Origin of the sequence: Stenotrophomonas sp. STM01, from assembly GCF_014852135.1 — a bacterium.
Lineage (GTDB): Bacteria > Pseudomonadota > Gammaproteobacteria > Xanthomonadales > Xanthomonadaceae > Stenotrophomonas > Stenotrophomonas capsici.
In genome coordinates this window covers 334,615-359,703 of record NZ_JACVBA010000003.1, presented here as the reverse complement: position 1 = coordinate 359,703, position 25,089 = coordinate 334,615, and the positions used below count along the sequence as shown (strand labels likewise).

At 66.9% G+C, this 25,089-nt stretch carries 25 protein-coding genes and 1 other RNA gene; 16 read left to right on the top strand and 10 right to left on the bottom strand.

Annotated elements, in window-relative coordinates:
* Positions 1-192: 192 nt before the first annotated feature.
* Both lpdA and IB227_RS15870 read left to right on the top strand, forming a co-directional pair.
* Positions 193-1,617, top strand: coding sequence for a dihydrolipoyl dehydrogenase (gene lpdA / locus IB227_RS15875; protein ID WP_132864301.1), 1,425 nt, complete (start codon positions 193-195; stop codon positions 1,615-1,617).
* A gap of 123 nt (positions 1,618-1,740) precedes the next feature.
* Positions 1,741-2,334: a TIGR00730 family Rossman fold protein gene (locus IB227_RS15870; RefSeq protein ID WP_192288175.1), complete on the top strand. Its 594-nt coding sequence runs from the start codon at positions 1,741-1,743 to the stop codon at positions 2,332-2,334.
* Between the two features lie 127 nt (positions 2,335-2,461).
* Here IB227_RS15870 and IB227_RS15865 read toward each other — a convergent pair whose 3' ends face one another.
* Positions 2,462-5,374: an EAL domain-containing protein gene (locus IB227_RS15865; protein ID WP_192288174.1), complete on the bottom strand. Its 2,913-nt coding sequence runs from the start codon at positions 5,372-5,374 to the stop codon at positions 2,462-2,464.
* A gap of 169 nt (positions 5,375-5,543) precedes the next feature.
* Here IB227_RS15865 and IB227_RS15860 point away from each other — a divergent pair, with 169 nt between their 5' ends.
* From IB227_RS15860 to IB227_RS15840, 5 genes are all read left to right on the top strand, one after another.
* Positions 5,544-6,101: an RNA polymerase sigma factor gene (locus IB227_RS15860; RefSeq protein WP_192288173.1), complete on the top strand. Its 558-nt coding sequence runs from the start codon at positions 5,544-5,546 to the stop codon at positions 6,099-6,101.
* Positions 6,098-7,063 (top strand): hypothetical protein, encoded by a 966-nt coding sequence (locus IB227_RS15855; RefSeq protein ID WP_192288172.1) that lies wholly within the window; start codon positions 6,098-6,100, stop codon positions 7,061-7,063. Before IB227_RS15860 ends, IB227_RS15855 begins: the two co-directional genes overlap by 4 nt.
* A gap of 42 nt (positions 7,064-7,105) precedes the next feature.
* Complete coding sequence (locus IB227_RS15850) at positions 7,106-7,702, top strand: YigZ family protein (protein WP_192288171.1); 597 nt, start codon at positions 7,106-7,108, stop codon at positions 7,700-7,702.
* Positions 7,695-9,467, top strand: a complete 1,773-nt coding sequence (locus tag IB227_RS15845) for an ABC transporter transmembrane domain-containing protein (protein ID WP_132864307.1) — start codon at positions 7,695-7,697, stop codon at positions 9,465-9,467. Before IB227_RS15850 ends, IB227_RS15845 begins: the two co-directional genes overlap by 8 nt.
* A 90-nt stretch (positions 9,468-9,557) precedes the next feature.
* Complete coding sequence (locus tag IB227_RS15840; RefSeq protein WP_192288170.1) at positions 9,558-9,758, top strand: hypothetical protein; 201 nt, start codon at positions 9,558-9,560, stop codon at positions 9,756-9,758.
* 343 nt (positions 9,759-10,101) lie between these two features.
* Here IB227_RS15840 and IB227_RS15835 read toward each other — a convergent pair whose 3' ends face one another.
* From IB227_RS15835 to grpE, 5 genes are all read right to left on the bottom strand, one after another.
* The gene (locus tag IB227_RS15835) at positions 10,102-11,208 is read right to left on the bottom strand and encodes a prephenate dehydrogenase (protein ID WP_192288209.1); all 1,107 of its coding nucleotides are present in this window, start codon (positions 11,206-11,208) and stop codon (positions 10,102-10,104) included.
* A 17-nt stretch (positions 11,209-11,225) separates the two neighbouring features.
* Positions 11,226-12,134, bottom strand: a complete 909-nt coding sequence (gene pdxY / locus IB227_RS15830; RefSeq protein WP_192288169.1) for a pyridoxal kinase — start codon at positions 12,132-12,134, stop codon at positions 11,226-11,228.
* A gap of 209 nt (positions 12,135-12,343) precedes the next feature.
* On the bottom strand, positions 12,344-13,468 hold the full coding sequence (gene dnaJ / locus IB227_RS15825; protein ID WP_192288168.1) for a molecular chaperone DnaJ: 1,125 nt from the start codon (positions 13,466-13,468) through the stop codon (positions 12,344-12,346).
* Between the two features lie 130 nt (positions 13,469-13,598).
* Positions 13,599-15,521, bottom strand: a complete 1,923-nt coding sequence (dnaK, locus tag IB227_RS15820; RefSeq protein ID WP_192288167.1) for a molecular chaperone DnaK — start codon at positions 15,519-15,521, stop codon at positions 13,599-13,601.
* 139 nt (positions 15,522-15,660) lie between these two features.
* Positions 15,661-16,170 (bottom strand): nucleotide exchange factor GrpE, encoded by a 510-nt coding sequence (gene grpE, locus IB227_RS15815; protein ID WP_132864312.1) that lies wholly within the window; start codon positions 16,168-16,170, stop codon positions 15,661-15,663.
* 182 nt (positions 16,171-16,352) lie between these two features.
* On the opposite strand from grpE, the gene recN reads away from it, so the two are divergent.
* The gene (gene recN / locus IB227_RS15810) at positions 16,353-18,020 is read left to right on the top strand and encodes a DNA repair protein RecN (protein WP_192288166.1); all 1,668 of its coding nucleotides are present in this window, start codon (positions 16,353-16,355) and stop codon (positions 18,018-18,020) included.
* 144 nt (positions 18,021-18,164) lie between these two features.
* On the opposite strand, the gene fur is transcribed toward recN, so the two are convergent.
* On the bottom strand, positions 18,165-18,572 hold the full coding sequence (gene fur, locus IB227_RS15805) for a ferric iron uptake transcriptional regulator (RefSeq protein WP_165931239.1): 408 nt from the start codon (positions 18,570-18,572) through the stop codon (positions 18,165-18,167).
* A gap of 104 nt (positions 18,573-18,676) precedes the next feature.
* Here fur and bamE point away from each other — a divergent pair, with 104 nt between their 5' ends.
* The gene (gene bamE / locus IB227_RS15800; RefSeq protein WP_132864315.1) at positions 18,677-19,066 is read left to right on the top strand and encodes an outer membrane protein assembly factor BamE; all 390 of its coding nucleotides are present in this window, start codon (positions 18,677-18,679) and stop codon (positions 19,064-19,066) included.
* Positions 19,067-19,085: 19 nt separating this feature from the next.
* Here the strand turns inward: bamE and IB227_RS15795 are convergent, their stop codons facing one another.
* Both IB227_RS15795 and IB227_RS15790 read right to left on the bottom strand, forming a co-directional pair.
* Positions 19,086-19,343, bottom strand: a complete 258-nt coding sequence (locus IB227_RS15795) for an RnfH family protein (RefSeq protein WP_192288165.1) — start codon at positions 19,341-19,343, stop codon at positions 19,086-19,088.
* A gap of 3 nt (positions 19,344-19,346) precedes the next feature.
* Positions 19,347-19,775 carry a type II toxin-antitoxin system RatA family toxin gene (locus IB227_RS15790; protein WP_192288164.1) on the bottom strand — a complete coding sequence of 143 codons (429 nt, stop codon included), beginning with the start codon at positions 19,773-19,775 and terminating at the stop codon, positions 19,347-19,349.
* A 51-nt stretch (positions 19,776-19,826) separates the two neighbouring features.
* Here IB227_RS15790 and smpB point away from each other — a divergent pair, with 51 nt between their 5' ends.
* Positions 19,827-20,330, top strand: a complete 504-nt coding sequence (gene smpB / locus IB227_RS15785) for an SsrA-binding protein SmpB (RefSeq protein WP_132864318.1) — start codon at positions 19,827-19,829, stop codon at positions 20,328-20,330.
* Positions 20,330-20,755, top strand: coding sequence for a GNAT family N-acetyltransferase (locus tag IB227_RS15780; RefSeq protein ID WP_192288163.1), 426 nt, complete (start codon positions 20,330-20,332; stop codon positions 20,753-20,755). Before smpB ends, IB227_RS15780 begins: the two co-directional genes overlap by 1 nt.
* On the opposite strand, the gene IB227_RS15775 is transcribed toward IB227_RS15780, so the two are convergent.
* Positions 20,728-21,333: a hypothetical protein gene (locus IB227_RS15775; protein ID WP_192288162.1), complete on the bottom strand. Its 606-nt coding sequence runs from the start codon at positions 21,331-21,333 to the stop codon at positions 20,728-20,730. The genes IB227_RS15780 and IB227_RS15775 overlap by 28 nt on opposite strands.
* Before the next feature lie 200 nt (positions 21,334-21,533).
* Here IB227_RS15775 and ssrA point away from each other — a divergent pair.
* The 5 genes from ssrA to IB227_RS15750 all read left to right on the top strand — a co-directional run bounded on the left by ssrA (position 21,534) and on the right by IB227_RS15750 (position 25,004).
* Positions 21,534-21,887: a transfer-messenger RNA gene (ssrA, locus tag IB227_RS15770) on the top strand.
* A 179-nt stretch (positions 21,888-22,066) separates the two neighbouring features.
* The gene (locus tag IB227_RS15765; protein WP_192288161.1) at positions 22,067-23,335 is read left to right on the top strand and encodes an integrase arm-type DNA-binding domain-containing protein; all 1,269 of its coding nucleotides are present in this window, start codon (positions 22,067-22,069) and stop codon (positions 23,333-23,335) included.
* 91 nt (positions 23,336-23,426) lie between these two features.
* Entirely contained in the window at positions 23,427-24,170 is a 744-nt protein-coding gene (locus tag IB227_RS15760; protein WP_192288160.1) for a hypothetical protein, read from the top strand.
* 295 nt (positions 24,171-24,465) lie between these two features.
* On the top strand, positions 24,466-24,663 hold the full coding sequence (locus IB227_RS15755; protein ID WP_192288159.1) for a helix-turn-helix domain-containing protein: 198 nt from the start codon (positions 24,466-24,468) through the stop codon (positions 24,661-24,663).
* A complete protein-coding gene (locus IB227_RS15750) occupies positions 24,663-25,004 on the top strand; it encodes a helix-turn-helix domain-containing protein (protein WP_192288158.1) in 342 nt (113 codons plus the stop codon). Before IB227_RS15755 ends, IB227_RS15750 begins: the two co-directional genes overlap by 1 nt.
* The last annotated feature ends 85 nt before the right edge of the window (positions 25,005-25,089 follow it).

The window sequence follows — 25,089 nt, the reverse complement described above, 5'->3', positions numbered from 1 at the left end:
CCGTCTGCGGCTCATTGAAGATCAACGAGCCGCCGCGAGCCGCCAAGGCAAACCACCCGCTGTTCACCTGCTCTACTCGCGGCGGCCCGTTTCGAATCACGACTCTTTGATTGAACGACTGCGGCACCCTCATCCGGCGCTTCGCGCCACCTTCTCCCGGCGGGAGAAGGGATAGGAAACAAGGAATCTCTAATGGCTGAACAATTCGACGTCGTCGTCATCGGTGCCGGCCCGGCCGGCTACCACGCCGCCATCCGCGCCGCACAGCTGGGCCTGAAGACCGCCTGCATCGACGCAGCGCTGGGCAAGGACGGCAAGCCGGCACTGGGCGGCACCTGCCTGCGCGTGGGCTGCATCCCGTCCAAGGCGCTGCTGGACTCCTCGCGCCAGTACTGGAACATGGGCCACATCTTCGACCAGCACGGCATCAGCTTCAACGACGCCAAGATCGACGTGAACAAGATGGTCGGCCGCAAGGACGCCATCGTGAAGCAGTTCACCGGCGGCATCGCGCAGCTGTTCAAGGCCAACAAGGTCGCCACCTACTACGGCTTCGGCCAGCTCAAGGCCGGCAACCTGGTCACCGTCAAGCAGCATGACGGCAGCGAAGTCGAGCTCAAGGGCACCAACGTCATCATCGCCGCCGGTTCGGATTCGATCGAACTGCCGTTCGCCAAGTTCGACGGCAAGCACATCGTCGACAACGTCGGCGCACTGGACTTCACCGAAGTGCCCAAGCGCCTGGCCGTGATCGGCGCCGGCGTGATCGGCCTGGAACTGGGCAGCGTGTGGAAGCGCCTGGGTTCGGAAGTGGTGATCCTGGAAGCACTGCCGGAGTTCCTGGCCGCCGCCGATGCCGAAGTGGCCAAGGTCGCCGCCAAGGAATTCAAGAAGCAGGGCCTGGACATCCGCCTCAACGCCAAGGTCTCCAAGACCGAGATCAAGGGCGAGGAAGTCATCGTCACCTACACCGACGCCGAAGGCGAGAAGACGCTGACCGTCGACAAGCTGCTGGTGGCCGTCGGCCGTCGCGCCGCCACCAAGGGCCTGCTGGCCGATGGCACCGGCGTGCAGGTCAACGAGCGCGGCCAGATCGTGGTCGACGACCACTGCCACACCGGCGTCGATGGCGTCTGGGCGGTGGGCGACTGCGTGCGCGGCCCGATGCTGGCGCACAAGGGCTTCGAGGAAGGCATCGCGGTTGCCGAACTGATCGCCGGCCTGCCGGGCCACGTCAACTTCGACACCATCCCGTGGGTCATCTACACCGAGCCGGAACTGGCATGGGTCGGCAAGACCGAAGCCCAGCTCAAGGCCGAGGGCATCCCGTACAAGGCCGGCAGCTTCCCGTTCGCCGCCAACGGCCGTGCGGTTGCGATGGTCGAGCCGGCCGGCTTCGTCAAGGTGCTGGCACACGCCGAGACCGACCGCGTGCTGGGCATGCACCTGGTGGGCGCCAACGTCTCCGAACTGGTCCACGAAGGCGTGCTGACCATGGAGTTCAGCGGCTCGTCCGACGACCTGGCCCGCATCTGCCACGCCCACCCGTCGCTGTCCGAGGCAGTGCACGACGCGGCGATGGCGGTCACCAAGCGCGCCATCCACAAGGCCAACTAAGCATCACTGGCCTGTGACAAGAAGGCTCCGCCCCGGCGGGGCCTTCTTGCTTTTGCATCTTCCGCGTCCTGCGCCTGTTCATCGGTGCCGGACGGAACACCTCTCGTTTCCCAGGAATCTTCCATGAAGTCCATCTGCGTCTATTGCGGCTCCAACCCCGGCGCCAAACCCGTCTACGTCGAACAGGCCACCGCGCTGGGCAAGCGCATCGCCGCCGAAGGACTGCGCCTGGTGTATGGCGGTGGCCGCACCGGCCTGATGGGCGCGGTGGCCGATGGCGTGCTGGCGCCCGGCGGAGAAGTCACCGGGGTGATCCCGCAGCACCTGGTGGACATGGAAGTGGCGCACAAGGGCGTGACCACGCTGGAGATCGTCGGCTCGATGCACGAGCGCAAGTCGCGCATGTTCGACCTGTCCGACGCCTTCGTCGCCCTGCCCGGCGGCTTCGGCACCGCCGAGGAAATCTTCGAGATGCTGACCTGGCGCCAGCTCGGCATCGGCAAGAAGCCCTGCGCGTTCCTCGACATCGACGGCTTCTACAAGCCGCTGATCCACATGATCGACACCATGGTCAGCGAGCGCTTCCTGCACCCGGAGCAGCGCGAGGACCTGTGGTACGGCGACGACGCCGTGCAGATGCTGGAATGGATGCGCGCGTATTCGCCGGCGCAGGCGGACAAGTGGTTCGATGAGAAGAAGCGCAGCGCCCTGCGCTGAAGCAGCGCCTGGAGGCACTCCTACCGCGCGCCTGCCGTAGGAGCGGCCTTGGCCGCGAAGCTGACATTCCACCCGGACCGCGAAGCCCTGGCACCAACGGCTTCGCGCCCGATCCGCCCCCTCTGCCCTAGCCCGCCGCAGCGCGCGGCAACACCGCTTCGCCCGGCGACGGATAGCCCAGCAGATACCCCTGTCCGAAGCTGCAGCCCAGCTCCAGCAGGGTCTGCAGCTGCCGGTCGTTCTCCACGCCTTCGCCGATGGTCTCGATGCCCAGCGTGCGGGCCAGCGACAGCACCCCCTCGACCAGCGCCATCGTGCTCTTGCCGGTCTCCGCATGCAGGCCGGCGACGAAACTGCGGTCCACCTTCAGCGCACTGATCGGGAACCGGTGCAGGTACGACAACGCCGAATACCCCGTGCCGAAGTCGTCCAGCTGCACCACCACGCCACGCTCGCGCAGCTGGTGCAGGGTCTGCAGGGTACGCGGCGCGTCGTCGAGCAGGGCCATCTCGGTGATCTCCACCCGCAGTCGCTCCGGGTCCGCACCCGCGGCATCCAGCAGGCCCAGCAGTCGCGAGGCGAACTCGACCGAACGGAAGTGCCGCGGCGACACGTTCACCGAGATATAGCCGGCCGCGCTGTTGGCCAGGTCGCCGATCACGTGCTCGTAGATCTGCCAGTCCACCTGCTCGATCAGCCCGCTCTCCTCCCCCAGCTCCAGGAAGTCCCCGGGCGTGAGCAGGCCACGGCGCTCGTGCCGCCATCGCAGCAGCGCCTCGAAACCCACCACCTGGCCGCTCTGCAGGGAGACGATCGGCTGGTAGTACGGGATGAAATGCTGGTTCTTGATCGCCCGCCGCAGGTCGGCTTCCAGCTCCAGGCTGCGCACCGCCTCCTCGTGCATGGCACCGTCGAACATCACGCAGCGGTCCTGGCCCCGCAGCTTGGCCCGGTACATCGCGGCATCAGCGTCACGCAGCAGGTCCGCACCCGAGGTATAGCGTGGGTTCCACAAAGCGATGCCGATGCTGCCGGACGGGAACAGCTCGCGCCCATCGACCCACATCGGCGCTTCCAGCGCCTTGAGCAGCCGGCGGCCCAACTGCATCGCCGCATCGGCGCCGCGCTCGCAGCTGACCAGCAACGCGAACTCGTCGCCTCCCAGCCGCGCCACCACGTCCTCGCCCCGTACCAATCCAACCAGCCGCCGCGCCACCTCGACCAGCATCTGGTCGCCGGCGGCATGCCCGATGCTGTCGTTCACCCACTTGAAACGGTCCAGGTCCAGGAACAACAACGCGAAATGCTGGGCGATGCCCAGCTCGGCATTCTCGATGGCGCGTTCCAGGCGGTCCTGCAGATGCAGGCGATTGGGCAGCCCGGTCAGCACGTCGTGCATGGCCAGGTGGGTCAAGCGCTGCTCGGCGCGCATGCGCTCGCCGATCTGGCCAAGCAACTTCTGGTTGACCTCCCCCAGTTCACGGGTGCGTTCCATCACCCGTCGTTCCAGGTCCGCATGCGCCTGCATCAGGCGCTGCTGGTCGCGCTGCCGCGTCAGGCCGGCACCGATGGTGCGCGCCACGAACACCAGCAGGCGCTGGTCATCCAGCGTGAACACCGTCTCCGGGTCATAGCTCTGCACGGCGATGACACCCACCGCCTCGTCGTCGCTGAACAAGGGAACCCCCAGCCAGCAGTACGACTTGGCACCGAATTCGCTTACCGCACCGGCGGCGAGCAACGCATCGATATCCGCACGCATGGCCAACACCGGCGCCCTTCGGCGCAGCGTGTACTCGGTCAGGCCGGCACTGAACGGCCGTGACGGGCGTTCGCGGTTGAAACGGTCGACCGAGTAGACGAACTCGATGCCGTCACCGCTGGCACTGACCATCGCCACGTAGAAATTGCTGGCGTCCAGCAGCCCGCTGATGATCGCGTGCACCTGCGCAAGGAACGCGTCCTGGCAAAGCCCGCCCATCGCCAGTTCGGAAATATTGAACAGCGCGGCCTGCAACTGCTCCGCGCGCCGGCGCTCGACGATCTCCTCCTGCAGGTGGACGTTGATGCGCTCCAGCTCCTGGGTGCGCTGCTGCACGCGCTCCTCCAGCTGCATGTGCGTCTGGTGGCGGTCCATCGTGGTCAGGATCTGCTTGGCCACGAAGTCCAGCAGCGCGCGTTCCTCCTCGCCGTAGCTGTCCTCGCCCACGTAGCTCTGCACCACGATCGCGCCGCAGACGCGGTTGTCGCGCCACATCGGCACGCCCAGCCAGTCCAGGCTCTCCGCGCCCTCGCTGGTATCCGGCGGATACTCCAGGAAGCGGTGCAGCTCCTGCGACGGCCCGCTCATCACCCGGCCATGGCGCAGCACCGCGAAGGTCAGGCTGCCGGGCATCTCGTCATGGTGGTAGCTGCGCCCCGCCTCGGGCACGAAGTCGTCCTGCGTATCGACGTAGAACAGGAACTTCAGGCTCTCCTGGCGCTCGTCGCACTCGACGATGTAGCAGTTCTCCGCGTACATCAGCGAACACAGGATGCGGTGGAAATAGCCCAGCATCTCCGACATCGCCAGGTCCGCGCCGGCCAGGTCGGCGATCTCGAACAGCGCCCGCTGCAACTGGCGCGCCCGCTGCAACTGCTTGATCTCCACGTGCTGGCGCATCGAATCGATGGCGCAGCCGATCAACACCCGCGCCGTACCCTGCCATGCCTGGCACTGGTGCGGCGCCAGGGCACCGGCCGCATCGATCACCGCCGCCAGCCGCACTCCGCTGGCATGCTCCCAGGCGAAGCAGCGCTGCGCGGGGCCATCGTCGCCGGCCTGCGCATCGGCAAGGGCACGCCGGGCCCGCTGCAGCGCCACCGTTGCATCCACGGGCAGCACGCAGCTCCCTTCGCCGAGCACGTCGTCGCGCCAGGCCACCGCAACGGCAGTCCCGGCAGGCAGCAGTCCCTGCAGCGTCGCCACGACCTTTTCCAGCGGCGTCTGGCTGGTGGCCTGTGTCGATTCGGTACGCGTTTCCAACTCGCTGTACGTCATGTATTCCGTCTCTCTGGGCCCCGGTTCCCCCGAAGCTCCCCCCATCAACCAGCATACCGTTCCGGCCGGGTTCAAACCTGCAAATATTTCGCTTCACAATCGTGAACAGGCCGCGATCCACCGACCTTGCCGACTAGGCATGCTCCACCGCAACACTTACGCTTCCCGCGTGGATACCGCCGTTCAATCCCCTTCCGACGAAACGCTGATGCTCGCCTACGCCGACGGCGACAGCGACGCATTCGCCGAACTGTATGCGCGCCACCGGGCGCGGCTGTTCCATTACCTGCTCGGACAGTTGCGCGACCGCTCGCTGGCCGAGGAGCTGTTCCAGGACGTGTGGCAGAAGATGATCCATGCCCGCAACGGCTGGCGGCCCGACGCGGCCTTCGCCACCTGGCTGTTCCGCATCGCGCACAACCGTTTGAACGACCACTGGCGCGCTGCACGCCACCGCCCGGTGGCCCCGGACGACGCCGATGAGCGCACCGCGCGCCTGGCCGACACCTGCACCCCTGAACTGCTGGCGGACGAACAGGCCCAGCGGCTCGAACTGCGCCAGGCCTTGGCCGAACTGCCACCGGAGCAACAGGAGGTCGTGATCCTGCGCCTGGAGCAGGAATTGAGCCTGGAGGAGATCGGGCAAATCACCGGCGTGGGCCGGGAAACCGTCAAGTCGCGGCTGCGCTATGCGATGGACAAGCTGCGCGCGAGGTTGAGCCAATGAACACGTCTGACCTGCTCAGCGCTGAAGAACGCGAACTGGCCCGGCTGCTCGGTCGTCCGGGCCCGGCCGCTGGCCCCGGCCCAGGCCTGGACGCCACCGTCCTGGCGATGGCGCGTACACCGGCAGCCCCGGCCGCGGAGACCCCGCTGGCGATGGCACCGGTCGCCGCCCCGCTGCCTGTCCGTCCCCGAACCACGGGCTGGGGACGACGTCGCCGCGTCGTGTCCTCGCTGGCGGCGGTCGCCTCGCTGGTCCTGGTGGTTGGCCTTGCCTGGCAGTTGCGCCCGCTTCCGCCCCAACCCGGCATGGCCCTGCCCTCCGCCACGGAATCCCAGGCGGCGCCGGCTGATGCCCCCGCCGCCGAGGCTCCCCCGCTGCAGCAGTCGGCCGATGCCGCCGCCAACCAGGCGACGCTGCCCGCCACAGGCATGGCCGAAACCGAGCCTGTGCCGGCGCCCCCGCCTGCCCGGGCCCGGGTCCAGGCTGCGCCTGCCGCGGCCGCTCCCGTCGCTGAGCCGGCCGCCGCGGAAGTCATCGCCCCACCGGCGGCCTACAGCACCGCCATCCTCCCGCCCGCTCCGCCAGCGCCTCCGGCGTCCGCGCCGGCAGCCATCAGCGCCCCGGTCGAACAGCAGGCCGATGCGTTCCCGGCCGCCGACGCGGGCGCTGACCGCGCGTCCGTCCCGCAACGGCCGCAAACACCACGTCCCGTCATGTCCGCCCCCATCCCGCATGCCGGTGCCAAGGCCACCGCCAAGGCAGTCGAAGCCCGCAGGGAACAGGCGCAGGTGGCCGACATCGGGGCTGACGGTGGCCTGTCGCGGCACCAGTGGCTCAAGCGCATCCGCGAACGCCGCGACAACGGTGACCTCGACGGCGCCCGCGCCAGCCTGCGCCAGTTCGTCCAGGACTACCCCGAGGCGCGCGTGCCGCGTGACCTGCGCCCGTTGCTGGAACCGTGAGCACAACGCACGGCTGCTGCGACAGCCACTAGAATGGCGGCGATGCTCGACACCCTTGCCGCACCGGCCAGCCACGCGCTGGAAATCAAGCACAGCCGCTTCCTCGCCCAGGCCTGCCCGATCAACAGCGCCGCCGAGGCGCTGGTGTTCTTCGATGCTGTTTCCACGCCGGATGCCACGCACAACTGCTGGGCCTACCGCTACGGCAACGAGTACCGCTCCAGTGACGATGGCGAACCCGCCGGCACCGCCGGGCGGCCGATCCTGGCCGCCATCGACGGCCAGGGCTACGACCGCGTCGCAGTGGTCGTCACCCGCTGGTACGGCGGCATCAAGCTGGGGGCTGGCGGGCTGGTGCGTGCGTACGGGGGCACCGCCGCCGAATGCCTGCGGCTGGCCACGCGCAGCCCGTTGGTGCCGATGACCGAGCGCATCCTGCAATGTGGCTTCGAGGACATGGGCATCGTGCACACCCTGCTGGGCAGCGCCGGTGCCGAGAAGCTGGACGAACAATTCCTGGCCGAGGGGCTGCGCCTGCACGTGCGCCTGCCGGCCGACCGCATCGATGCCCTGGCCATCCGCCTGCGCGATGCCACCCGTGATCGCCTGCGCCTGAGCGAGCCTGCACACCATGACTGAAGCCCCCCCGTCGCCGCGCGAGCCGCGCCTGAAGAAACTCGGCAGCCTGAAAACCCTGTGGCCATTCGTGCGTCGGCATGGCGCGCTGTTCAGCGCGTGGCTGCTGGCGCTGGCCGTCTCCTCTGCGGCCACGCTGAGCCTGCCGATGGCGGTCAAGCAGATGATCGACACCGGTTTCTCCGGCGGCGGCAGCGAGATCAACCGCGCCTTCGGCCTGCTCTTGATCGTGGCGATCGTGCTCGCCCTGGCCACCGCAGCGCGCTTCTTCTTCGTTTCCCTGCTGGGCGAGAAGGTGGTGGCCGACCTGCGTGGACAGCTGTACGCACACCTGATCGGGCTGGACGCCGGTTTCCATGACCGCACCCGCAGCGGCGAGCTGGTCTCGCGCCTGTCCGCCGACAGCGAGCTGCTGCGCAGCGTGATCGGCTCGACCATGTCGGTGGCGCTACGCAGCACCGTCACCGTGGTCGGCAGCATGGTCATGCTGTTCGTGACCAGCCCGCATTTGGCGCTGTACTCGCTGATCGGCATTCCGCTGGCGGTGCTGCCGATCGTGCTCGGCGCGCGCCAGTTGCAGAAGATCTCACGCGCCAGCCAGGACCGCGTGGCCGACGCCAACACGCTGGCCGCCGAGACACTCGGCGCAGTGCGAACAGTACAGGCGCATGCACGTGAACCGTACGAACGTGGCCGTTTTGAAGACGCACTGAAGGTATCGGTGGCCACCGCGCGGCGTCGCATCGGCACCCAATCCTTCGTCACGGCCATCGCGATCATGCTGGTGTTCGGCGCCATCGTGGCGGTGCTGTGGTCCGGCGCGCACGATGTGGTCGATGGGCAGATGAGTGCCGGCACGCTGGGGCAGTTCGTGCTGTATGCCCTGATCGGCGGCGGCTCGGTCGGCGCGCTGGCCGAGGTCTGGAATGAGCTGCAGCGTGCCGCCGGTGGCATGGGCCGCATTGGCGAGCTGCTGGTGGAAACCCCGCGCATCACTGCGCCGGCGCAACCCGTGCCGCTGCCTGCGCCGGTCCGTGGCCAGATCCGCTTCGAGCAGGTCGCCTTCCACTACCCGCAGCGGCCTGACCAGCCCGCCCTGGACGACTTCACCCTGACCGTTGCCCCCGGCGAGACGGTGGCCCTGGTCGGCCCTTCCGGGGCCGGCAAAAGCACCGTGCTGTCGCTGCTGTTGCGTTTCCACGACCCGGACGCCGGCGCGGTGTACCTGGATGACATCGACCTGCGTCAGCTCGACCCGGCCCAACTGCGCCAGAGCATCGCACTGGTGCCGCAACAGCCGGCCCTGTTCGCCGCCAGCGCCGCCGACAACATCCGCTACGGCCGTTTGGATGCCACCGACGAGGAACTGCGCGCCGCCGCCCGTTCGGCCGAGGCCGACGACTTCCTCAGCCAGTTGCCGCAGGGCTATGACAGTGACCTGGGCGAGCGTGGCGCGCGCCTGTCCGGCGGACAGCAGCAACGCATCGCCATTGCCCGTGCCCTGCTCAAGGACGCCCCGGTGCTGCTGCTGGACGAAGCCACCAGCGCGCTGGATGCCCAAAGCGAGCGCGCGGTGCAGCAGGCGCTGGAGCGGCTGATGGCCGGCCGCACCACGCTGGTCATCGCGCACCGCCTGGCCACCGTGCTCAAGGCCGACCGCATCGTGGTGATGGACCACGGCCGCATCGTCGCCCAAGGCACGCATGCCGAGCTGCTGGCCCAAGATGGGCTGTACGCCGAGCTGGCCCGGCTGCAGTTCATCGATTGACCACGTCCGGGTAACGCCTGCATAACGCTGCAAGGGGCAAGCTGCCCCGGCAGTGCACGCGCACCGCATCGTGCGGACAGGAGGTGAGCCATGGCGTTTCGACAGTTCCCTGCCACCAATGAAGAGGGCGAAAGCTGGGTCGTGATCGAGTTCAAGGACGAAGACGGCGGCGCGGCGCATTCCATCCGCTACGAGCTGTCCGACGGGCGTCCGCTGATACGTGAGGGCAGCCGCCTTTTCACCTCCGACGGCGAGGTCCGACTGTCCTTGAACCAGTCATATCGCGCCTGAGCCTGAATGCGCTTTGCCGATATCGCCTTGAACTGGTCAATATTTAGGCAACTGTCTTGACAGCCTTGCGCCCCAAGGGCTGCCGGCGATTATCCACATGGTTGTGAACATTTCATCCACACCCCCTGTGGATTAGTACAGAACCGTCTCACCGCCTGCGACCACTGTAGGAGCCGCCTCGGCCACGAAGCAGGGAGTGCTTGACGTACGCAAACCCCTCCGTACCAGGCACGCCCTCACCCCTTGGCGCCAATCGATGGGACGGCCGGCGAGGAACAACGCTTCGACATCCCTGCAGGACCCGGCGCGGGGATGGCATCCCCGCCCAGGCATCCTCGTCCGCCTAGCGCCCCAGCACCCGGCCAATGCCGCTGCTGTCGATCTCCGCCGACGCCGCGGCCAGCACCTCGGGCGCATAGGCCTGCACGAACCCCATCCGGAAGTGCACCTCGCCTGCCGGCGTACGCGAGGAGTGGATCGAGGCCAGGCTGATCCCGTGCCGCTCGAACACGTGCAGCAGTTCGCGCAATGAACCGGCACGATCCTCCGGCAGGTGCACGCTCATTGCCCGCTGATCGGTCAGATCCGCCAGCAGGTAGCCGAGCCGTTCGAAGCTGTAGTTGCCATCACGCAACGTCTGCTCGCCGACCGCTTCGCGGTTGGCGTCCAGGAACTGCTTCCGGAACGCGGCACGCGCCTGTTCGCTGCCTTCGGCCAGCAGGCCGCGCAGCTGCTGCAGCTGCTGCAGCAGGTGATCCAGCACTTCGCCGGCATGCGGGTTGCCGAACTGGATGTCTTCATAGATCGCCGGGTTCAACGACAGGATCCGCGAGATCACCGTCGCATCCAGCTCGAACGCGGCCGAGCGGTACGGCATCAATTCCTGCAATGAGCCCAGCATCGGCGCGTACTCGCGCAGCACACCGGCCTGCGCCAGGTGAGTGGCATGCACCATCGCCTGCACCAGCGCCATTACCCGGTCATGGTGTTCGGCCGTGCCACGTACGCATTCGGCCTGCAGCGCCATGCACAGCGCATCCAGCCAGGCCTGCCAGCTTGCATCCAGCCGCGCCTCGCAGACCACCATCACCCTGCCTTTCAGCGTGGGAGCCTTGGGGGGCGCCGTCATCGGATGCAGCCCGGCCACCGAGGCCTGCGACTCCAGCATCGCCGCGACCGGCCCGGCCTTGATCGAGGTGACGTCCAGCCACAGCCGGCCACGTTCGCGTCCGGCCGATTGCTGCACGTACTGGCGGATCAGCGCCGGGGTCTGCCGGATCGGCGCGGAGAACAGCAGCACGTCGGCGCGTTCCAGCAACTGCTCCGGCGTCTGCGACGAGGCATCCACCGGATCGTGCCCAATGACTTCCAGGCCCATCCGGGTCTGGAAGAACGTGCGCAGCCAACGACCATAGGCGCCACCACTCCCGACGATGCCGATCACCGGCATCGCCGTCGCGTCCTGCGTCACGCCAGGCGCTCGGCGCGGAAGCGGTACGGCGTGCCCAGCGCGGCCGGCGCCGCGGCCAGCACGTCGAACTCCTCCACGCCCTCGGCCAAGGTGGCTTCCAGCGCGGCGTGCACGCCCGCGATCGCACGCCCGACGGCGTCCTCGAAGACATGGCCCTTGATCAGGAAGGCCACCAGCAGCGACATCAGCACGTCACCGGTGCCGGCCACGTCCACCGGCAGGTGCGGCGAGGTCCAGCGCCACACTTCATCGCGGCCGATGGCCAGCGTCACCAGCTCGCCCGGATCGCCGGACACCGAATGCGCGATCACCCATTCCGGCCCGCGCTCAAGCAGCTTGCGCGAGGCGGCGATGGCATCGTCCTGCTCCAGCGCCGGCATGCCGGTCAGGCGTCCCAGCTCGAAGGCATTGGGCGTCACCAGCCAGGCATGCGGCAACAGCCGCTCGGCGAACACGCGTTCCAATCCCGGTTCCACGTAGGGGCCGGTATGGGTGTCGCCGATCACCGGGTCCAGGCAGTAACGCAGGTTGGGCGACTGTGGCAGCACTTCGTCCAGCCAGTCGGCAAACGCCGCGCCGTTGTCGACGCTGCCGAAGTAGCCGGACACCAGCATCTTCGCCCGCTGCGGCAAGCCGCGCTCGCTCGTGCCCTGCAGCAGCTCGGCGAACCAGTCGGCCGGCAGCACCCGGCCGCGCAGGGTCGCGTAGAACGGCGCATTGCTGAGCAGCGTGGTCGGGATCTCCGACACGCGCAGGCCCAGCGCGCGCAACGGCGGCACCGCCGCACTGTTGCCGGCATGGCCGTAGACCAGTTGGGATTGAACGGAAATCACGTCCACCGGCGACGGCCCATCGGGGCGCTGCCGGCGACCATGCACGAGGTGGCTGTGGTCGGGATTGTTCATTGCAACATTCTACGTCCGCCTGCCACCGCGCGGCCCAGGACGCTTGCGTGCGCAACCAACGCAACCGCCTGGAACGCGGAAAGCCGCAGCAAGCTGCGGCTTTCGCGTCGAATCCAGCACAAAGACAAAGGCCCGGCCGTAGCGCCGGGCCCTGTCCGGCGGCGGCTCCACCGGGAATGTCCAGCGAGGCGTGGCGCCGCACTGTCGCCTCAGGACTTCATGCGTTCCCAGAAGCCCTTCACGCCATCCATGAAGGTGGCCGATTTCGGCGAGTGCTTGCGTGCTTCCTCGCCGATGAAGGTGGCCTCGAACTGCTCCAGCAGCTTGCGCTGCTCGTTGGTCAGGTTCACCGGCGTCTCGACCACGATGCGGCAGTACAGATCGCCCTCGGTGCGGCTGCGCACCGACTTGACGCCCTTGCCGCGCAAACGGAACAGCTTGCCGGTCTGGGTCTCGGACGGGATGCGGATCTCCGCCTCGCCACCCAGCGTGGCCACGCGCACGGTATCGCCCAGCGCCGCCTGCGAGATTCGGATCGGCACTTCGCAGTGCAGGTCGTCGCCGTCGCGGGTAAAGATGGCGTGGTCGCGCACGCGCACTTCCACGTACAGGTCGCCCGGCGGGGTGCCCGGCGGACCGGCCTCGCCCTCGCCCTGCAGGCGGATGCGGTCGCCGGTGTCCACGCCCGCGGGCACCTTCACCGACAACACCTTGTCTTCCTCGACACGGCCGTTGCCGTGGCAGGTCTTGCACGGCTTGGCGATGATCTGGCCGCGGCCGCCGCAGTTGTGGCAGGCCTGCTGCATGGCGAAGATGCCGCGCTGCACGCGGACCTGGCCGCGACCACCGCAGACGTTGCAGGTTTCCACCTTGCCGTCTTCCGAGCCGCTGCCATCACAGTCACCGCACTCGGCCAGGGTCGGGATCTCGATGCGGCGCTCCACGCCGGCCACCGCTTCCTCCAGGTCCAGCTCCATCACGTAGCCGATGTCGGCACCGCGACGCGGCTGGCGCGGGCCACCGCCGCCACCGAAGATGTTGCCGAAGATGTCCCCGAAGATGTCGTTCATGTCCGGGCCGCCGGCACCGCCGCCACCGCCCATGCCGTGCTCGAACGCGGCGTGGCCGTGGGCGTCGTACATGCGCCGCTTGTTGCCGTCGGACAGCACTTCGTAGGCTTCCTTGCACTCCTTGAAGGAGGCCTCGGCCGCCGCGTCACCGGGGTTGCGGTCCGGGTGGAACTTCATCGCGCAGCGACGGTAGGACTTCTTCAGTTCCTCGTCGCTGGCGTTGCGGGCCACGCCCAGTACTTCGTAGTAATCGCGCTTGCTCATGCTCTTCTCTCCCTCCCCCTCCGGGGAGGGCAAGGTGGCGGTTCATCGACAAGACAAGGGTCCGGGGCCGCCTGCGCAAACCCGGACCCTGGTCCCGGCCCTTCCCACGCGGGGAAGGGCCAGCGGTACATCAGGACTTCTTGTCGTCCTTGACTTCGGTGAACTCGGCGTCCACCACGTCGTCGTTGGACGGGCCAGCGGCGCCGGCACCCGGTGCCGGGCCGGCCTGCTCACCGGCCGAAGCGGCGGCGTACAGCGACTGGCCGGCTTCCTCCAGCGCCTTGGACCTGGCTTCGATCTGGGCCTTGTCGTCGCCCTTCATCGCCGTCTCCAGGTCGGCCAGCGCGGCCTCGACCTTGCCGATCACATCGCCACCGACCTTGCTGCCATGCTCGGTGATGGCGGTGCGGGTGGCGTGGATCAGGCCGTCGGCCTGGTTGCGGGCCTGGACCAGCTCCTGGAACTTCTTGTCTTCCTCGCGGTTGGCTTCGGCGTCGGCAACCATGCGGTTGATTTCGTCTTCCGACAGGCCCGAACCGGCCTTGATCTCGACCTTCTGTTCCTTGTTGGTCTTCTTGTCCTTGGCCGACACGTGCAGGATGCCGTTGGCGTCGATGTCGAAGGACACTTCCACCTGCGGCATGCCGCGCGGGGCCGGCTCGATGCCGGACAGGTCGAACTTGGCCAGCGACTTGTTGAAGCGGGCCTGCTCGCGCTCACCCTGCAGCACGTGCACGGTCACGGCCGACTGGTTGTCCTCGGCGGTGGAGAAGGTCTGCGAGGCCTTGGTCGGGATGGTGGTGTTCTTCTCGATGATCTTGGTGAACACGCCACCCAGGGTCTCGATGCCCAGCGACAGCGGGGTCACGTCCAGCAGCAGCACGTCCTTGACGTCGCCGCCCAGCACGCCGCCCTGGATCGCGGCACCCAGTGCCACGGCTTCGTCCGGGTTGACGTCCTTGCGCGGCTCCTTGCCGAAGAACTCGGTGACGGCCTGCTGCACCTTCGGCATGCGGGTCTGGCCACCGACCAGGATCACTTCGCTGATGTCGCTCGAACGCAGGCCGGCATCATTCAGCGCGGTGCGGCACGGCTCGATCGACTTCTTGATCAGGTCTTCCACCAGCGCTTCGAGCTTGGCACGGGTCAACTTGATGTTCAGGTGCTTCGGGCCCGACGCGTCAGCGGTGACGTACGGCAGGTTCACTTCGGTCTGCTGGGCGCTGGACAGCTCGATCTTGGCGCGCTCGGCGGCGTCCTTCAGGCGCTGCAGGGCCAGCGGATCCTTGCGCAGGTCGATGCCCTGGTCCTTCTGGAACTCTTCCACCAGGTACTCGATGACGCGGTTGTCGAAGTCTTCGCCGCCCAGGAAGGTGTCGCCGTTGGTGGCCAGCACCTCGAACTGCTTCTCGCCGTCGACGTTGGCGATCTCGATGATCGACACGTCGAAGGTGCCGCCGCCCAGGTCGTAGACGACGATCTTGCGGTCCTTGTTGTCACCCTTGTCCAGGCCGTAGGCCAGCGCGGCCGCGGTCGGCTCGTTGATGATGCGCTTGACGTCCAGGCCGGCGATGCGGCCGGCGTCCTTGGTTGCCTGGCGCTGGCTGTCGTTGAAGTACGCCGGCACGGTGATCACCGCTTCGGTGACCTTCTCGCCCAGGAAATCCTCGGCGGTCTTGCGCATCTTCTCCAGCACGCGGGCGGAGATTTCCTGCGGCGCCATCTTCTTGGCGTCGCTGGTCTGCACCCAGGCGTCGCCATTGTCATGGGCCAGGATGGTGTACGGGACGTGCGCGATGTCCTTCTGCACTTCGGCGTCGGTGAACTTGCGGCCGATCAGGCGCTTCACCGCGTAGAAGGTGTTCTTCGGGTTGGTGACGGCCTGGCGCTTGGCCGAGGCACCCACCAGCACTTCGCCGTCCTTGGTGTAGGCGACGATGGAGGGCGTGGTGCGGTCGCCTTCCGAGTTTTCGATGACGCGGGCCTTGCCGCCGTCCATGATCGCCACGCACGAGTTGGTGGTGCCGAGGTCGATACCAATGATCTTGCCCATGGGGGACTCCTGAGAATTCGTGTGCCGGCCGCTGCCGGGGATGAATGGGATGTGGGGGACGACCCGATGACATTCAAGTCATCCCCGGAACACTGTTTGCTGTTGGCCGGCCCCGTTTAACCAGGGGCCAGCCGGCCGGTCAGTCGGCCTTGGCCACCACCACCAGCGCCGGCCGCAGCAGGCGCTCGTTGAGCAGGTAGCCCTTCTGGAACACGGTCACCACGGCGCCCGGCGCCACGCCAGCCGGCGCGTCGACCTGGCTGATGGCCTGGTGGTGTTCCGGGTTGAAGGCCTCCCCGGCCGGGTTCAGCAGGGTCAGCCCGTTGTCGGCGGCCACCTTGAGCAACTGCTTGTAGGTCAGCTCCAACCCCTCGCGCAGCGGACTCGGTTCGGTGCCGGCGGCGGCCAGGCCGGCGTCCAGGCTGTCAAAGACCGGCAGCAGCTCGCCCAGCAGCTTCTCGTTGGCGAACTTGCGCGCCTGTTCGATGTCGCGGGCCACGCGCTTGCGCTGGTTCTCCAGGTCGGCACGCTCGCGCAGCGCGTCGGCCTTGACCTGCTCCAGCTCGCCAAGCAGCGCCTGGACCTGGGCTTCATGCTGGTCGGCGACGGCGTCGTTCTGATGATCGGTTTCGGGGTGGTCTTGGTTCATTTCCGGTTCCCTGGCGGAGGTTCTGCCCGCCTACCCGGCCTCGTATGTGGGCAATGCCTGCCGTTTCAAGGCTTGGACTCATCCTTTGAGACGCCGGGCGCCTACCCTGCCCCGGCGCCCCTGCATGCATTGACCTGTCCGGCGTGCGTGCTAGCTTTGCGCGGCCTACTCATCTGCCCACCATGCTCAGACATCTTTCAATCAAGGATTTCGCCGTTGCCCGCGCCACCGAGCTCGAATTCGGGCCTGGCATGACCGTGGTTTCCGGCGAAACCGGCGCCGGCAAGTCATTGATGGTGGACGCCCTGGGCTTCCTGTCCGGGCTGCGCGCCGACTCCGGCGTGGTCCGCCACGGCGCCAGCCGGGCCGAGCTTTCGGCCGAATTCAGCCTGGAGGCCGACAGCCCGGCCCGGCAGTGGCTGCTGGACAACGAACTGGACGACGAGGAGCAGTGCCAACTGCGCCGCGTGATCCGCGCCGACGGCGGCTCGCGGGCCTTCATCAATGGCCGTCCGGTCCCGGTTTCGCAGCTGACCGAGCTGGCCGGCTTCCTGGTCGAGATCCATGGCCAGCACGACCAGCAGGCATTGCTGTCGCGGCCCAGCCAGCTGGCCCTGCTCGATGCCTATGCCCGCAACGACACCGCGCGCGCCGCCGTGCGTGCCGCCACCGGCACCTGGCAGGCCCTGCTCGATGAGCGCGATGCCCTCTCCCAGCAGGGCGACGTCTCCGACCGCATCGGCTTCCTGGAGCACCAGCTCGGTGAACTGCAGCGCGAAGAGCTGGAACCGGCGGCGATCACCGCGCTGGGCGTCAGCCACCGTCGCCAGGCCCATTCCACCGCCCTGATCGAAGCCTGCCAACGTGCCGGCGGCATCCTCAACGGGGACGACGATGCCCCGTCCCTGCTTTCACTGCTGCAGCAGGTCCGCCATGAACTGGGCCGGGTCAGCCAGCACGAACCGCGCCTGGGCGAGGTCGACGGCATGCTCGACGCGGCCGGCATCCAACTGCACGAGGCGCTGGCCCAGCTCGACCGCGTCCAGGACGACCTGGACAGTGATCCGGATGCCTTCGAGGAAATCGAGCGCCGGCTCGGCCGCCTGCACGACCTGGCGCGCAAGCACCGGGTACCGATGGAGGAACTGCTGGCCACCCAGCAGCGCATCGAGGCCGAACTGGAACAGTTGCGTGGCGCCGACGAACGCCTGGCCCGCCTGGCGGGCGAGATCGACAAGGCCGCTGCCCGCTGGCAGGCCGAAGCGGCCATCCTCACCGCCAGCCGCAGCAACGCGGCCAAGGCACTGTCTGACACCACCACCACCCTGATCGGCGAGCTGGGCATGGGCGGCGGCCAGTTCCTGATCGAACTGGAACCGCAGCCAGCCGCCCGCCCGGACCCGAACGGCGCCGAGCGGGTCGAGTTCCTGGTCGCCGCCAACGCCGGCCAGCCACCGCGTGCCCTGCGCAAGGTCGCCTCCGGTGGCGAGCTCTCGCGCATCTCGCTGGCCATCGAGGTCGCCGCGCTGGGCCTGGATGCCGTCCCCACCATGGTCTTCGACGAAGTGGACTCGGGCATCGGTGGCGCGGTGGCCGACATCGTCGGCAAGAAGCTGCGTGCCCTGGGCGAACGCCGCCAGGTGCTGTGCGTGACCCACCTGCCGCAGGTCGCCTCCAAGGGCCATGCCCACTACCGCGTCAGCAAGGCCCCGGTCGACGGCATGACCCAGAGCGCGGTGGAACTGCTCGACGCCAAGGGCCGCGAGGAAGAGCTGGCGCGCATGCTTGGCGGGGCCGAGGTCAGCAAGGAAGCCCGCGCCGCCGCCCGCAGGCTGCTCACCGAGGCCTGAGCCGGTCGAGGACCAAGGTGTCCCCGGCCTGTTCCCCCATGGACGCGGACAGGCCCCAAACAACAACGCCGGCCCAAGGGCCGGCGTTGTGCGTTTCATCCTGCTGGCCGGTGACCCGTGGCGGGCCACCGCTGGCGCGGGCGTTCAGCGACGCTTCTTGCGCACGTACAGCACCAGCGAATGCTCTTCCAGCTCGTAGCCATGATCAGCCGCGATCTTGCGCTGCAGCTGCTCGATCTCGTGGCTTTCGAACTCGATGATCTTGCCGGTGTCCACGTCCACCATATGGTCGTGGTGGCCGCCGCGGTCCAGCTCATAAACCGCCTGGCCGCCCTCGAAGTTGTGCTTGAGCACCAGCCCGGCCGCTTCGAACTGGGTCAGGACACGGTAAACCGTGGCCAGGCCGATTTCGTCGCCGCAATCGAGCAACTGCCGATAGATGTCTTCGGCGGTCAGGTGGTGATGGGGGGTGTTCTGCTCGAGCAGGGCGAGGATGCGCATCCGCGGATGCGTCACCTTCAGACCGACTTTGCGCAGGTCGTTGGATTCCATGGCCATCGTGTTCATTGGCGGTTTAGCGCCAGTTGCCTCCGGTCAGATCGCGCTGGGTGCCGGGGAGTGTATCATCGCCCTGATATCCCCAATCGCCCTACCCAATGCGCAACCTTCTGTTGATTGCTGTAGTCGCCCTGTCCACCACCGGCTGCGGCATCATCTACAAGCAGCCCATCTACCAGGGCAACCTGATCCGTGAACAGGCCGTCTCGCAGCTGCAGGTCGGCCAGAGCAAGCAGCAGGTCAACGCGCTGCTGGGCACCCCGTCCATCGCCGACCCGTTCCACGCCCAGCGTTGGGATTACACCGCCAGCCAGCGCGTGAACCGCCTCGGCACCACCGAGACCAAGAACTTCACGGTGTTCTTCGAGAACGACATGGTCACCCGCTGGGAAGGCGACTACTTCCCGAACCAGGATGCCGAGCTTGCCCGCAAGAGCGTGCGCCAGTTCGGCCGCAACCTGGCCAAGGACAAGAAGAAGGGCCGCTGATCGCCAGCGCCGCTTGGGATCAATCGCCGCCGCGCGCCCGCCGGCGGCGATTTTCTTTGGGGTCGGCCAACAGCGGGCGCAGCAGCTCGATGCGGTCCCCCTCGTGCAGCAACTGCTGCGGGCGCGCCAGCACGCCATGCACGGCCAACGCCGCCGTGACGCCGGCGGTATCCAGCCCGGCCTCGTCCACCGCCTCGGCGACGGTGCAGCCCTCGGGCAGCTCCAGCGTCCGCTGCAGGTAACGTTCCGGCCAGGCCAGCACCACCTCCACTCGCATGCCTCATTCCTCCTGGTCGGCGACGCGCACGAAGTCGTTGACCATGCGGTCGGCCAGCCCCTGGAAACCCAGCGCCAGCGCCGGCCCCAGCAACCGCGAGGTCGGCTCGAAGTCCAGCTCCAGGCTGACCTTGCAGGCATCGGCGGCCAGCGGCTGGAAGTCCCAGCGCCCATGCAGGCGCTTGAACGGCCCATCGCGCAGCTGCATGTCGATGCTGCGCGGGCGCACCAGCGCGTTTTCGGTCATGAACCAGGTGCGGAACGAGCCCAGCCCAAGGTCCAGCCGCGCCACCAGCCGGTCCCCGCCCTGCTCCAGGATCTCGGCTTTGTCGCACCAGCGGAACCGGCGCGGATAGGCGGAGACGTCATTGACCAGATCAAACATGCGCTCGGCGGAGTGTTCGACCAGGGCGCTTCGGCGGATGGTAGGCATGGGGAATACGATGGATATCCGGAATGCCTCCGAATCGGAGACAATACGTAAATGAGCAAGAACACCGGCAAGGATAAAGCAAAGAACGCGACGGCCGACAAAACCATCGCGTTGAACAAGCGTGCCCGTCACGAGTACCACCTGGAAGAACGCTTCGAGGCCGGCCTGGTCCTGCAGGGCTGGGAAATCAAGGCCATCCGCGCCGGCCGCGGCAACATGACCGACGCCTACGCCTACGTGAAGGACGGCGAGATCTTCCTGATCGGCGCCCAGATCACCCCGCTGATCCAGGCCTCGACCCACACCATCCCCGAGGACCGCCGCCAGCGGAAGCTGCTGCTGCACCGCCGGGAGATCGACAAGCTGATCGGCCGCGTCGAACGCGACGGCTACACCCTGGTCCCCACCGCGATGTACTGGAGCAAGAACAAGATCAAGCTCGAGATCGCGCTGGCCAAGGGCAAGCAAAACCACGACAAGCGCGACACCGCCAAGGAACGCGACTGGGCCCGCGAGAAGCAGCGCGCCATGCGCGCCCACAACCGCAACGCCTGATGCCCCCCCCCTGCACGCCACGGCCGGCCAGCGCGCACGACAGCGAGCAGCTTTGCCAGCGCCTGCTGGCCTTCAACCAGCAGGCCTGTGGCGATCCACTGGAAGACCTTCCCGTCCGCCTGGCCTGCCACGATCACGACGGCACCCTCTACGCCGGCCTGCTCGCCGACATCTGCGCCGGCTGGCTCACGGTTCATGTCCTGTGGGTTGACCCCGCCCACCGCGGGCGCGGGGTGGCCAGTGCGTTGCTGGCCGAGGCCGAACAGACCGCACGCCAGCACGGCGCCCACGCCGCCCTGCTGGACACCTTCGACTGGCAAGCCGAGGGCTTCTATACCCGCCACGGCTACGACGTGTTTGCCCGGCTCGCTGACTACCCGCCGGGCCATCAGCGGATCTACCTGCGCAAATCCCTGCTGGCGTAAGCCCACCGGCGCAGCTCACCACGGGTACCGGCCTCCTGAAGCGCAACGCACAGCAGTGCCAGGCGCACGACCACCTTGATTTCAGTCGCAGCGGCGGCGTCTCCTGCCAGCCATGCCCGGACCCTGTCCGCCGCTTCCGGCGGCAACAGCTCCAGCACGCGCTCCTCCGGGATCGCGTCGGCCACCCGCTGCAAGCGCTGCGAGAAGCCGAACAGGCGCAACGAACTCCATGCCACCTGCAGCACCGCCACCACTGCCACCAGCGTGACCAGGCGATCCACCGCCGCCAGCTCAAGACCCGACCATGCCGGCCGCAACGCCAGCAGCAACAGGGCCGCCGCAACCTGCCAGCCCGCCCAGCGATACCGCCGCCGCGCCATGGCCCCGACCATGCCCGCGCTGACCAGCAACGTGGCCACGGCCGCGCCGAGCTGCCAGCCCGAGTCACCCCACAGCGCCGCCGTCGTCAACAACAGCAGCAACACATAGGCAGGCAGAGCCGGCAAGGCACGCCGCAGGAAATCCCGCCCCACGCCTGCCGCGAGCCCCTTCAAACTGCGCGCCTGCTGCTCTTGCACCAACGGTCTCCACCCGATTTCAACCGACACATCGTTGACGGGCGCCTGTCGCAGAAAGGTCGGCGGGGCGTTAACCCACGCCAGACGGATACCGGCACGTGACGATTCAGCTTGTTTGCCGTAGCATCCACACCGTCAGCGAGGTTTCGGTCCACTTGGTCGCTCAGGTAGCCGGAACCCTCATCGCTCAACGTCCAACCGGGGGTGCACTGGTTTCGACGGGGGTTATGAAGTCGCTTGGCGCATGCCGAGGGGGTAGCTTTCCTCGTAAATCCAGCTGCAAAACTCTAGTTGCCAACGACGACAACTACGCTCTCGCCGCTTAAGGCGTAAGCCCCGAACCCACTTGTGCCCGTGCTCGTGGATGTAGGGTCATTATCACGGAACCGGCTGTGACGGCTGCCTGTCAGTCACGGCTTAACCAAAACAGGCTGGTCCTTGGGTGCGCTTCGCTCACCGTGCTGCCACAGGACGAGACCCAACGGTGAACTAAGCATGTAGTGCCAGGGATGGAGTGCCTTCGGACGGCGGTTCAATTCCGCCCACCTCCACCATATAAAGGTCCCGCAAGGTACCGGAAACACCAAAAACCCCCGAGAAATCGGGGGTTTTTCTTTGCCTGTTGTCTGGCGACATCTTCGCATGTCACTGGCGATCACCCAAGTTTGCGGGTACAAGTGCGGGTACGCGGCTACACGCAACGAGCCGTACCCTCAAACCAGATGCCCCCCCCATGCCCAGGCTGACCTCCAAGCCACTATCACCCTCTGAAGTCGCAAACGCCAAGCCCGGCCCCAAGCCGTACAAGCTGCCTGACGGCGGCGGCATGTTCCTGTTGGTGAACCCAGACGGCTCCAAACTGTGGCGCTGGCGCTACCGCCGGCCTGTCATCGGGACGGAGAACATGCTGGGGCTCGGTACCTACCCTGAGGTGAAGCTGGCGCAAGCCCGCCAGCGGCGCGAGGAAGCCCGCACACTGGTCGCCCAAGGCACCGACCCCGGAGCGCAGCGGAAGGCAGAGAAGGCGGCCGGAGCCGAGCGGGCGGCAAACAGTCTGGAGGTAGTGACTCGCGCTTACCAGGAGATGAAGGCCCGCGAGCGAACCAAGGGCACTTCCGATCGCTGCAAGGCGTGGATGGAGACACATGTTTTCCCCTACGTCGGGGCGCGACCAACAGCCGAGATCGAAGCCCCAGAGTTGCTGGCCTGCCTGCAACGACTGGTCAAGGCCGGCAAGCTGGAGAGTGCAGACCGCATCCGCTCGGAACTGTCTGCCGTATTCCGCTACGCCATCGCTGCAGGAATCGCCAAGCGCGACCCTGCCCATGATCTGCGTGGGGCGCTACCCAAGGCCGTCAAACGGCACTTCGCCTCCATCACCGACACCGGCCAGATCGCTGACCTATTGCAGGCAATGGACGGCTACACCGGCGACCCCGTGACACTGGCCGCCCTCAGGCTATCGCCAATCTTGTTCCAGCGACCGGGCGAGATTCGGCAAATGGAATGGACCGAGCTAGACCTAGACGCTGCCGAGTGGCGCATCCCGGCCGCCAAGCAGAAGTTGAGCCGGGCCGAAAAGGAGAATCCGCGCACCCCTGCCCACGTCGTCCCCCTGCCCTCGCAGGCAGTCGCTATCCTGCGTGACCTGCACCAGCTCACCGGGCGCAGCGTGTACGTGTTCGCGGGGAAAGTTTCGAGCAAGCGCCCCATGTCGGAGAACACAGTACGACAGGCACTGCGGCGGCTCGGCTACGACAACGAGCAGATGACCCCGCACGGCTTCCGGCACATGGCATCAACCCGGCTGAACGAAATGGGCTGGAACCCAGACGCCATCGAGCGTCAGCTATCGCACCGGGACGGCAACAAGATTCGCGGCACCTACAACCAAGCGCAGTACCTGACCGAACGCCGGAGGATGATGCAGGCATGGGCGGACTACCTAGACGGCCTGCGCACGGGGGCGAATGTGGTCTCGCTGCGTGCCAAAGTGAGTTGAGCAAATGGTCTCCCTCGGCATAGGCAGGCGAAAACCCTCAGCCTCATTCCGCTGGGCGCAGTGGGCCCCCTCTTTAGGGCGAGGGTGAACGATGAATAGTGACGATGAAACGGCGGCTAGCATGAGAGCGGCCAACGAAGCTTGGCTTAGCGAACTGCTGGCGAGCCTGCGGGCATGCAATCTGAGCGACACACTTATTTACTACCCATCCTTCTTAGAGCTGAGCACCTTCGGCCCTGAGCACACGAACAGCGACCGTCCCTGGTACAGGCTGCACGAGGATGAGAAGGGTATCGAAGTCGAGATTTCAGCAGGCGCAGCTCTTCCTTTGGACTTCCACGACTGGACCAAAGAAGAAGCGGCCATTGCTGCTGAATTTCGCAAGAGTGCTTACATCAAGCTGCCAGCGTCTGCGGAGCTCGTGGCGTGTTGGATCTACAACCAAGCTGGAGACATTGAGTTCGCCGTTGGAGGTGAGCCTGGCGCGACGACTACGCATTGGGTTGACGCCATTTCCGAGATAGCCGGCGGGTTGACCTCGGTTAACACGTCCGGTTTGATCAGGACCGAACCAAGCATGACCTCTGCCGAAGTGCGCAGTGCCGGTGCCCGACACGCCGCCAAGGCAAAGGTCAAGCTGGATAAGGACGGAAAGCAGGCTGCGAAGGCCCAGGCGAAGGAGCTATGGAAGGAGTGGAAGGGCGGCCGGCATCCGAAGTTGCGCACGACTGAGCATTTCGCGACGGAGGTCATGCGCCGATGGCCTGTACTGAAGAACGCGGAAACCATTCGCAAATGGTCAGCCGCATGGAGGAAGGAGCTAGGGAAGGTCTGAACAACTCCGATCCCTTGTCTCAGCAGCAGGAACTCCGGCCTAATTGGTGAGTTGGGAAGCCAAGGATCAATGGCTTACCCGATGCCGGAGCAGCCAAATTTTCATTCCGGTGCTGGCCGGGCGAGTTATTCAGAGGTTCCCTAGAGCTGGCGCGCCTGTGACTCTGCGCGCAGCTTCCTGATTGCGCGCGCTGGGTAGCGCGCTGCCCGGTTCTTCCAGCCAACTATTCCCATCGCTGCATTCCGCAGTACCGCAAGGCATCTGGCCTACGGTCACTTACTGCTGAGGTACATCGATGGAAACTCAACCCTTACTCACACCTGGCGACCTGCTGGACGAAACAGAAGTAGCAGCCCTGCTGGCGCTGAAAGTTGCCACTCTGCGGAATTGGCGAGCCAAAGACGAAGGCCCGCGCTATGTGAAGCTGGGTAAGCGAGCCGTCCGCTACCGCCGTGCCGACTTGGAGAGATTCGTTTCCGGGAAGGTGGACTGATGAACGCCTTCGTCCAAAGCGAACGAACTCCGGCAAGCAGATCAGGGCTCAGGAGGGAACACGGCTCTGACGACTCATCGCAACTCCAGTGCAAGCGTCCGGTCGAGGGTACGGCTCGTGCGGCCGTCCTCGCGGCCCTCGAGGCCGGCCAGAGCCTGACGCAGGCAGAGGCGCTGCGCGAGTTCGGTGCGTTCCGCCTCGCCGCCGATGTGCATGCATTGAAACGCGCGGGCTGGCCCATCATCACCACAGAAGTCGAGGTCCCGACCCGGCGCGGAACTTCACGTGTTGCCAGGTATCACCTGGCGGAGGGCGCGGGCGGTGGCACAGTCGCGACTTAAGGCCAAAGGGCGTAGCGGGATCGGGCATGAGGCACATGTGCGGCTATATGCGCACGAACTGACCTGCCCCGCCTACTGCACATTG

Excerpts from the sequence above, each read along its gene's own strand:
- lpdA (WP_132864301.1), top strand. The coding sequence starts at position 193 with ATGGCTGAACAATTCGACGTCGTCGTCATCGGTGCCGGCCCGGCCGGC.
- IB227_RS15870 (WP_192288175.1), top strand. The coding sequence starts at position 1,741 with ATGAAGTCCATCTGCGTCTATTGCGGCTCCAACCCCGGCGCCAAACCC.
- IB227_RS15865 (WP_192288174.1), bottom strand. The coding sequence starts at position 5,374 with ATGACGTACAGCGAGTTGGAAACGCGTACCGAATCGACACAGGCCACC.
- IB227_RS15855 (WP_192288172.1), top strand. The coding sequence starts at position 6,098 with ATGAACACGTCTGACCTGCTCAGCGCTGAAGAACGCGAACTGGCCCGG.
- IB227_RS15850 (WP_192288171.1), top strand. The coding sequence starts at position 7,106 with ATGCTCGACACCCTTGCCGCACCGGCCAGCCACGCGCTGGAAATCAAG.
- IB227_RS15845 (WP_132864307.1), top strand. The coding sequence starts at position 7,695 with ATGACTGAAGCCCCCCCGTCGCCGCGCGAGCCGCGCCTGAAGAAACTC.
- IB227_RS15840 (WP_192288170.1), top strand. The coding sequence starts at position 9,558 with ATGGCGTTTCGACAGTTCCCTGCCACCAATGAAGAGGGCGAAAGCTGG.
- IB227_RS15835 (WP_192288209.1), bottom strand. The coding sequence starts at position 11,208 with ATGCCGGTGATCGGCATCGTCGGGAGTGGTGGCGCCTATGGTCGTTGG.
- pdxY (WP_192288169.1), bottom strand. The coding sequence starts at position 12,134 with ATGAACAATCCCGACCACAGCCACCTCGTGCATGGTCGCCGGCAGCGC.
- dnaJ (WP_192288168.1), bottom strand. The coding sequence starts at position 13,468 with ATGAGCAAGCGCGATTACTACGAAGTACTGGGCGTGGCCCGCAACGCC.
- dnaK (WP_192288167.1), bottom strand. The coding sequence starts at position 15,521 with ATGGGCAAGATCATTGGTATCGACCTCGGCACCACCAACTCGTGCGTG.
- grpE (WP_132864312.1), bottom strand. The coding sequence starts at position 16,170 with ATGAACCAAGACCACCCCGAAACCGATCATCAGAACGACGCCGTCGCC.
- recN (WP_192288166.1), top strand. The coding sequence starts at position 16,353 with ATGCTCAGACATCTTTCAATCAAGGATTTCGCCGTTGCCCGCGCCACC.
- fur (WP_165931239.1), bottom strand. The coding sequence starts at position 18,572 with ATGGAATCCAACGACCTGCGCAAAGTCGGTCTGAAGGTGACGCATCCG.
- bamE (WP_132864315.1), top strand. The coding sequence starts at position 18,677 with ATGCGCAACCTTCTGTTGATTGCTGTAGTCGCCCTGTCCACCACCGGC.
- IB227_RS15795 (WP_192288165.1), bottom strand. The coding sequence starts at position 19,343 with ATGCGAGTGGAGGTGGTGCTGGCCTGGCCGGAACGTTACCTGCAGCGG.
- IB227_RS15790 (WP_192288164.1), bottom strand. The coding sequence starts at position 19,775 with ATGCCTACCATCCGCCGAAGCGCCCTGGTCGAACACTCCGCCGAGCGC.
- smpB (WP_132864318.1), top strand. The coding sequence starts at position 19,827 with ATGAGCAAGAACACCGGCAAGGATAAAGCAAAGAACGCGACGGCCGAC.
- IB227_RS15780 (WP_192288163.1), top strand. The coding sequence starts at position 20,330 with ATGCCCCCCCCCTGCACGCCACGGCCGGCCAGCGCGCACGACAGCGAG.
- IB227_RS15765 (WP_192288161.1), top strand. The coding sequence starts at position 22,067 with ATGCCCAGGCTGACCTCCAAGCCACTATCACCCTCTGAAGTCGCAAAC.
- IB227_RS15760 (WP_192288160.1), top strand. The coding sequence starts at position 23,427 with ATGAATAGTGACGATGAAACGGCGGCTAGCATGAGAGCGGCCAACGAA.
- IB227_RS15755 (WP_192288159.1), top strand. The coding sequence starts at position 24,466 with ATGGAAACTCAACCCTTACTCACACCTGGCGACCTGCTGGACGAAACA.
- IB227_RS15750 (WP_192288158.1), top strand. The coding sequence starts at position 24,663 with ATGAACGCCTTCGTCCAAAGCGAACGAACTCCGGCAAGCAGATCAGGG.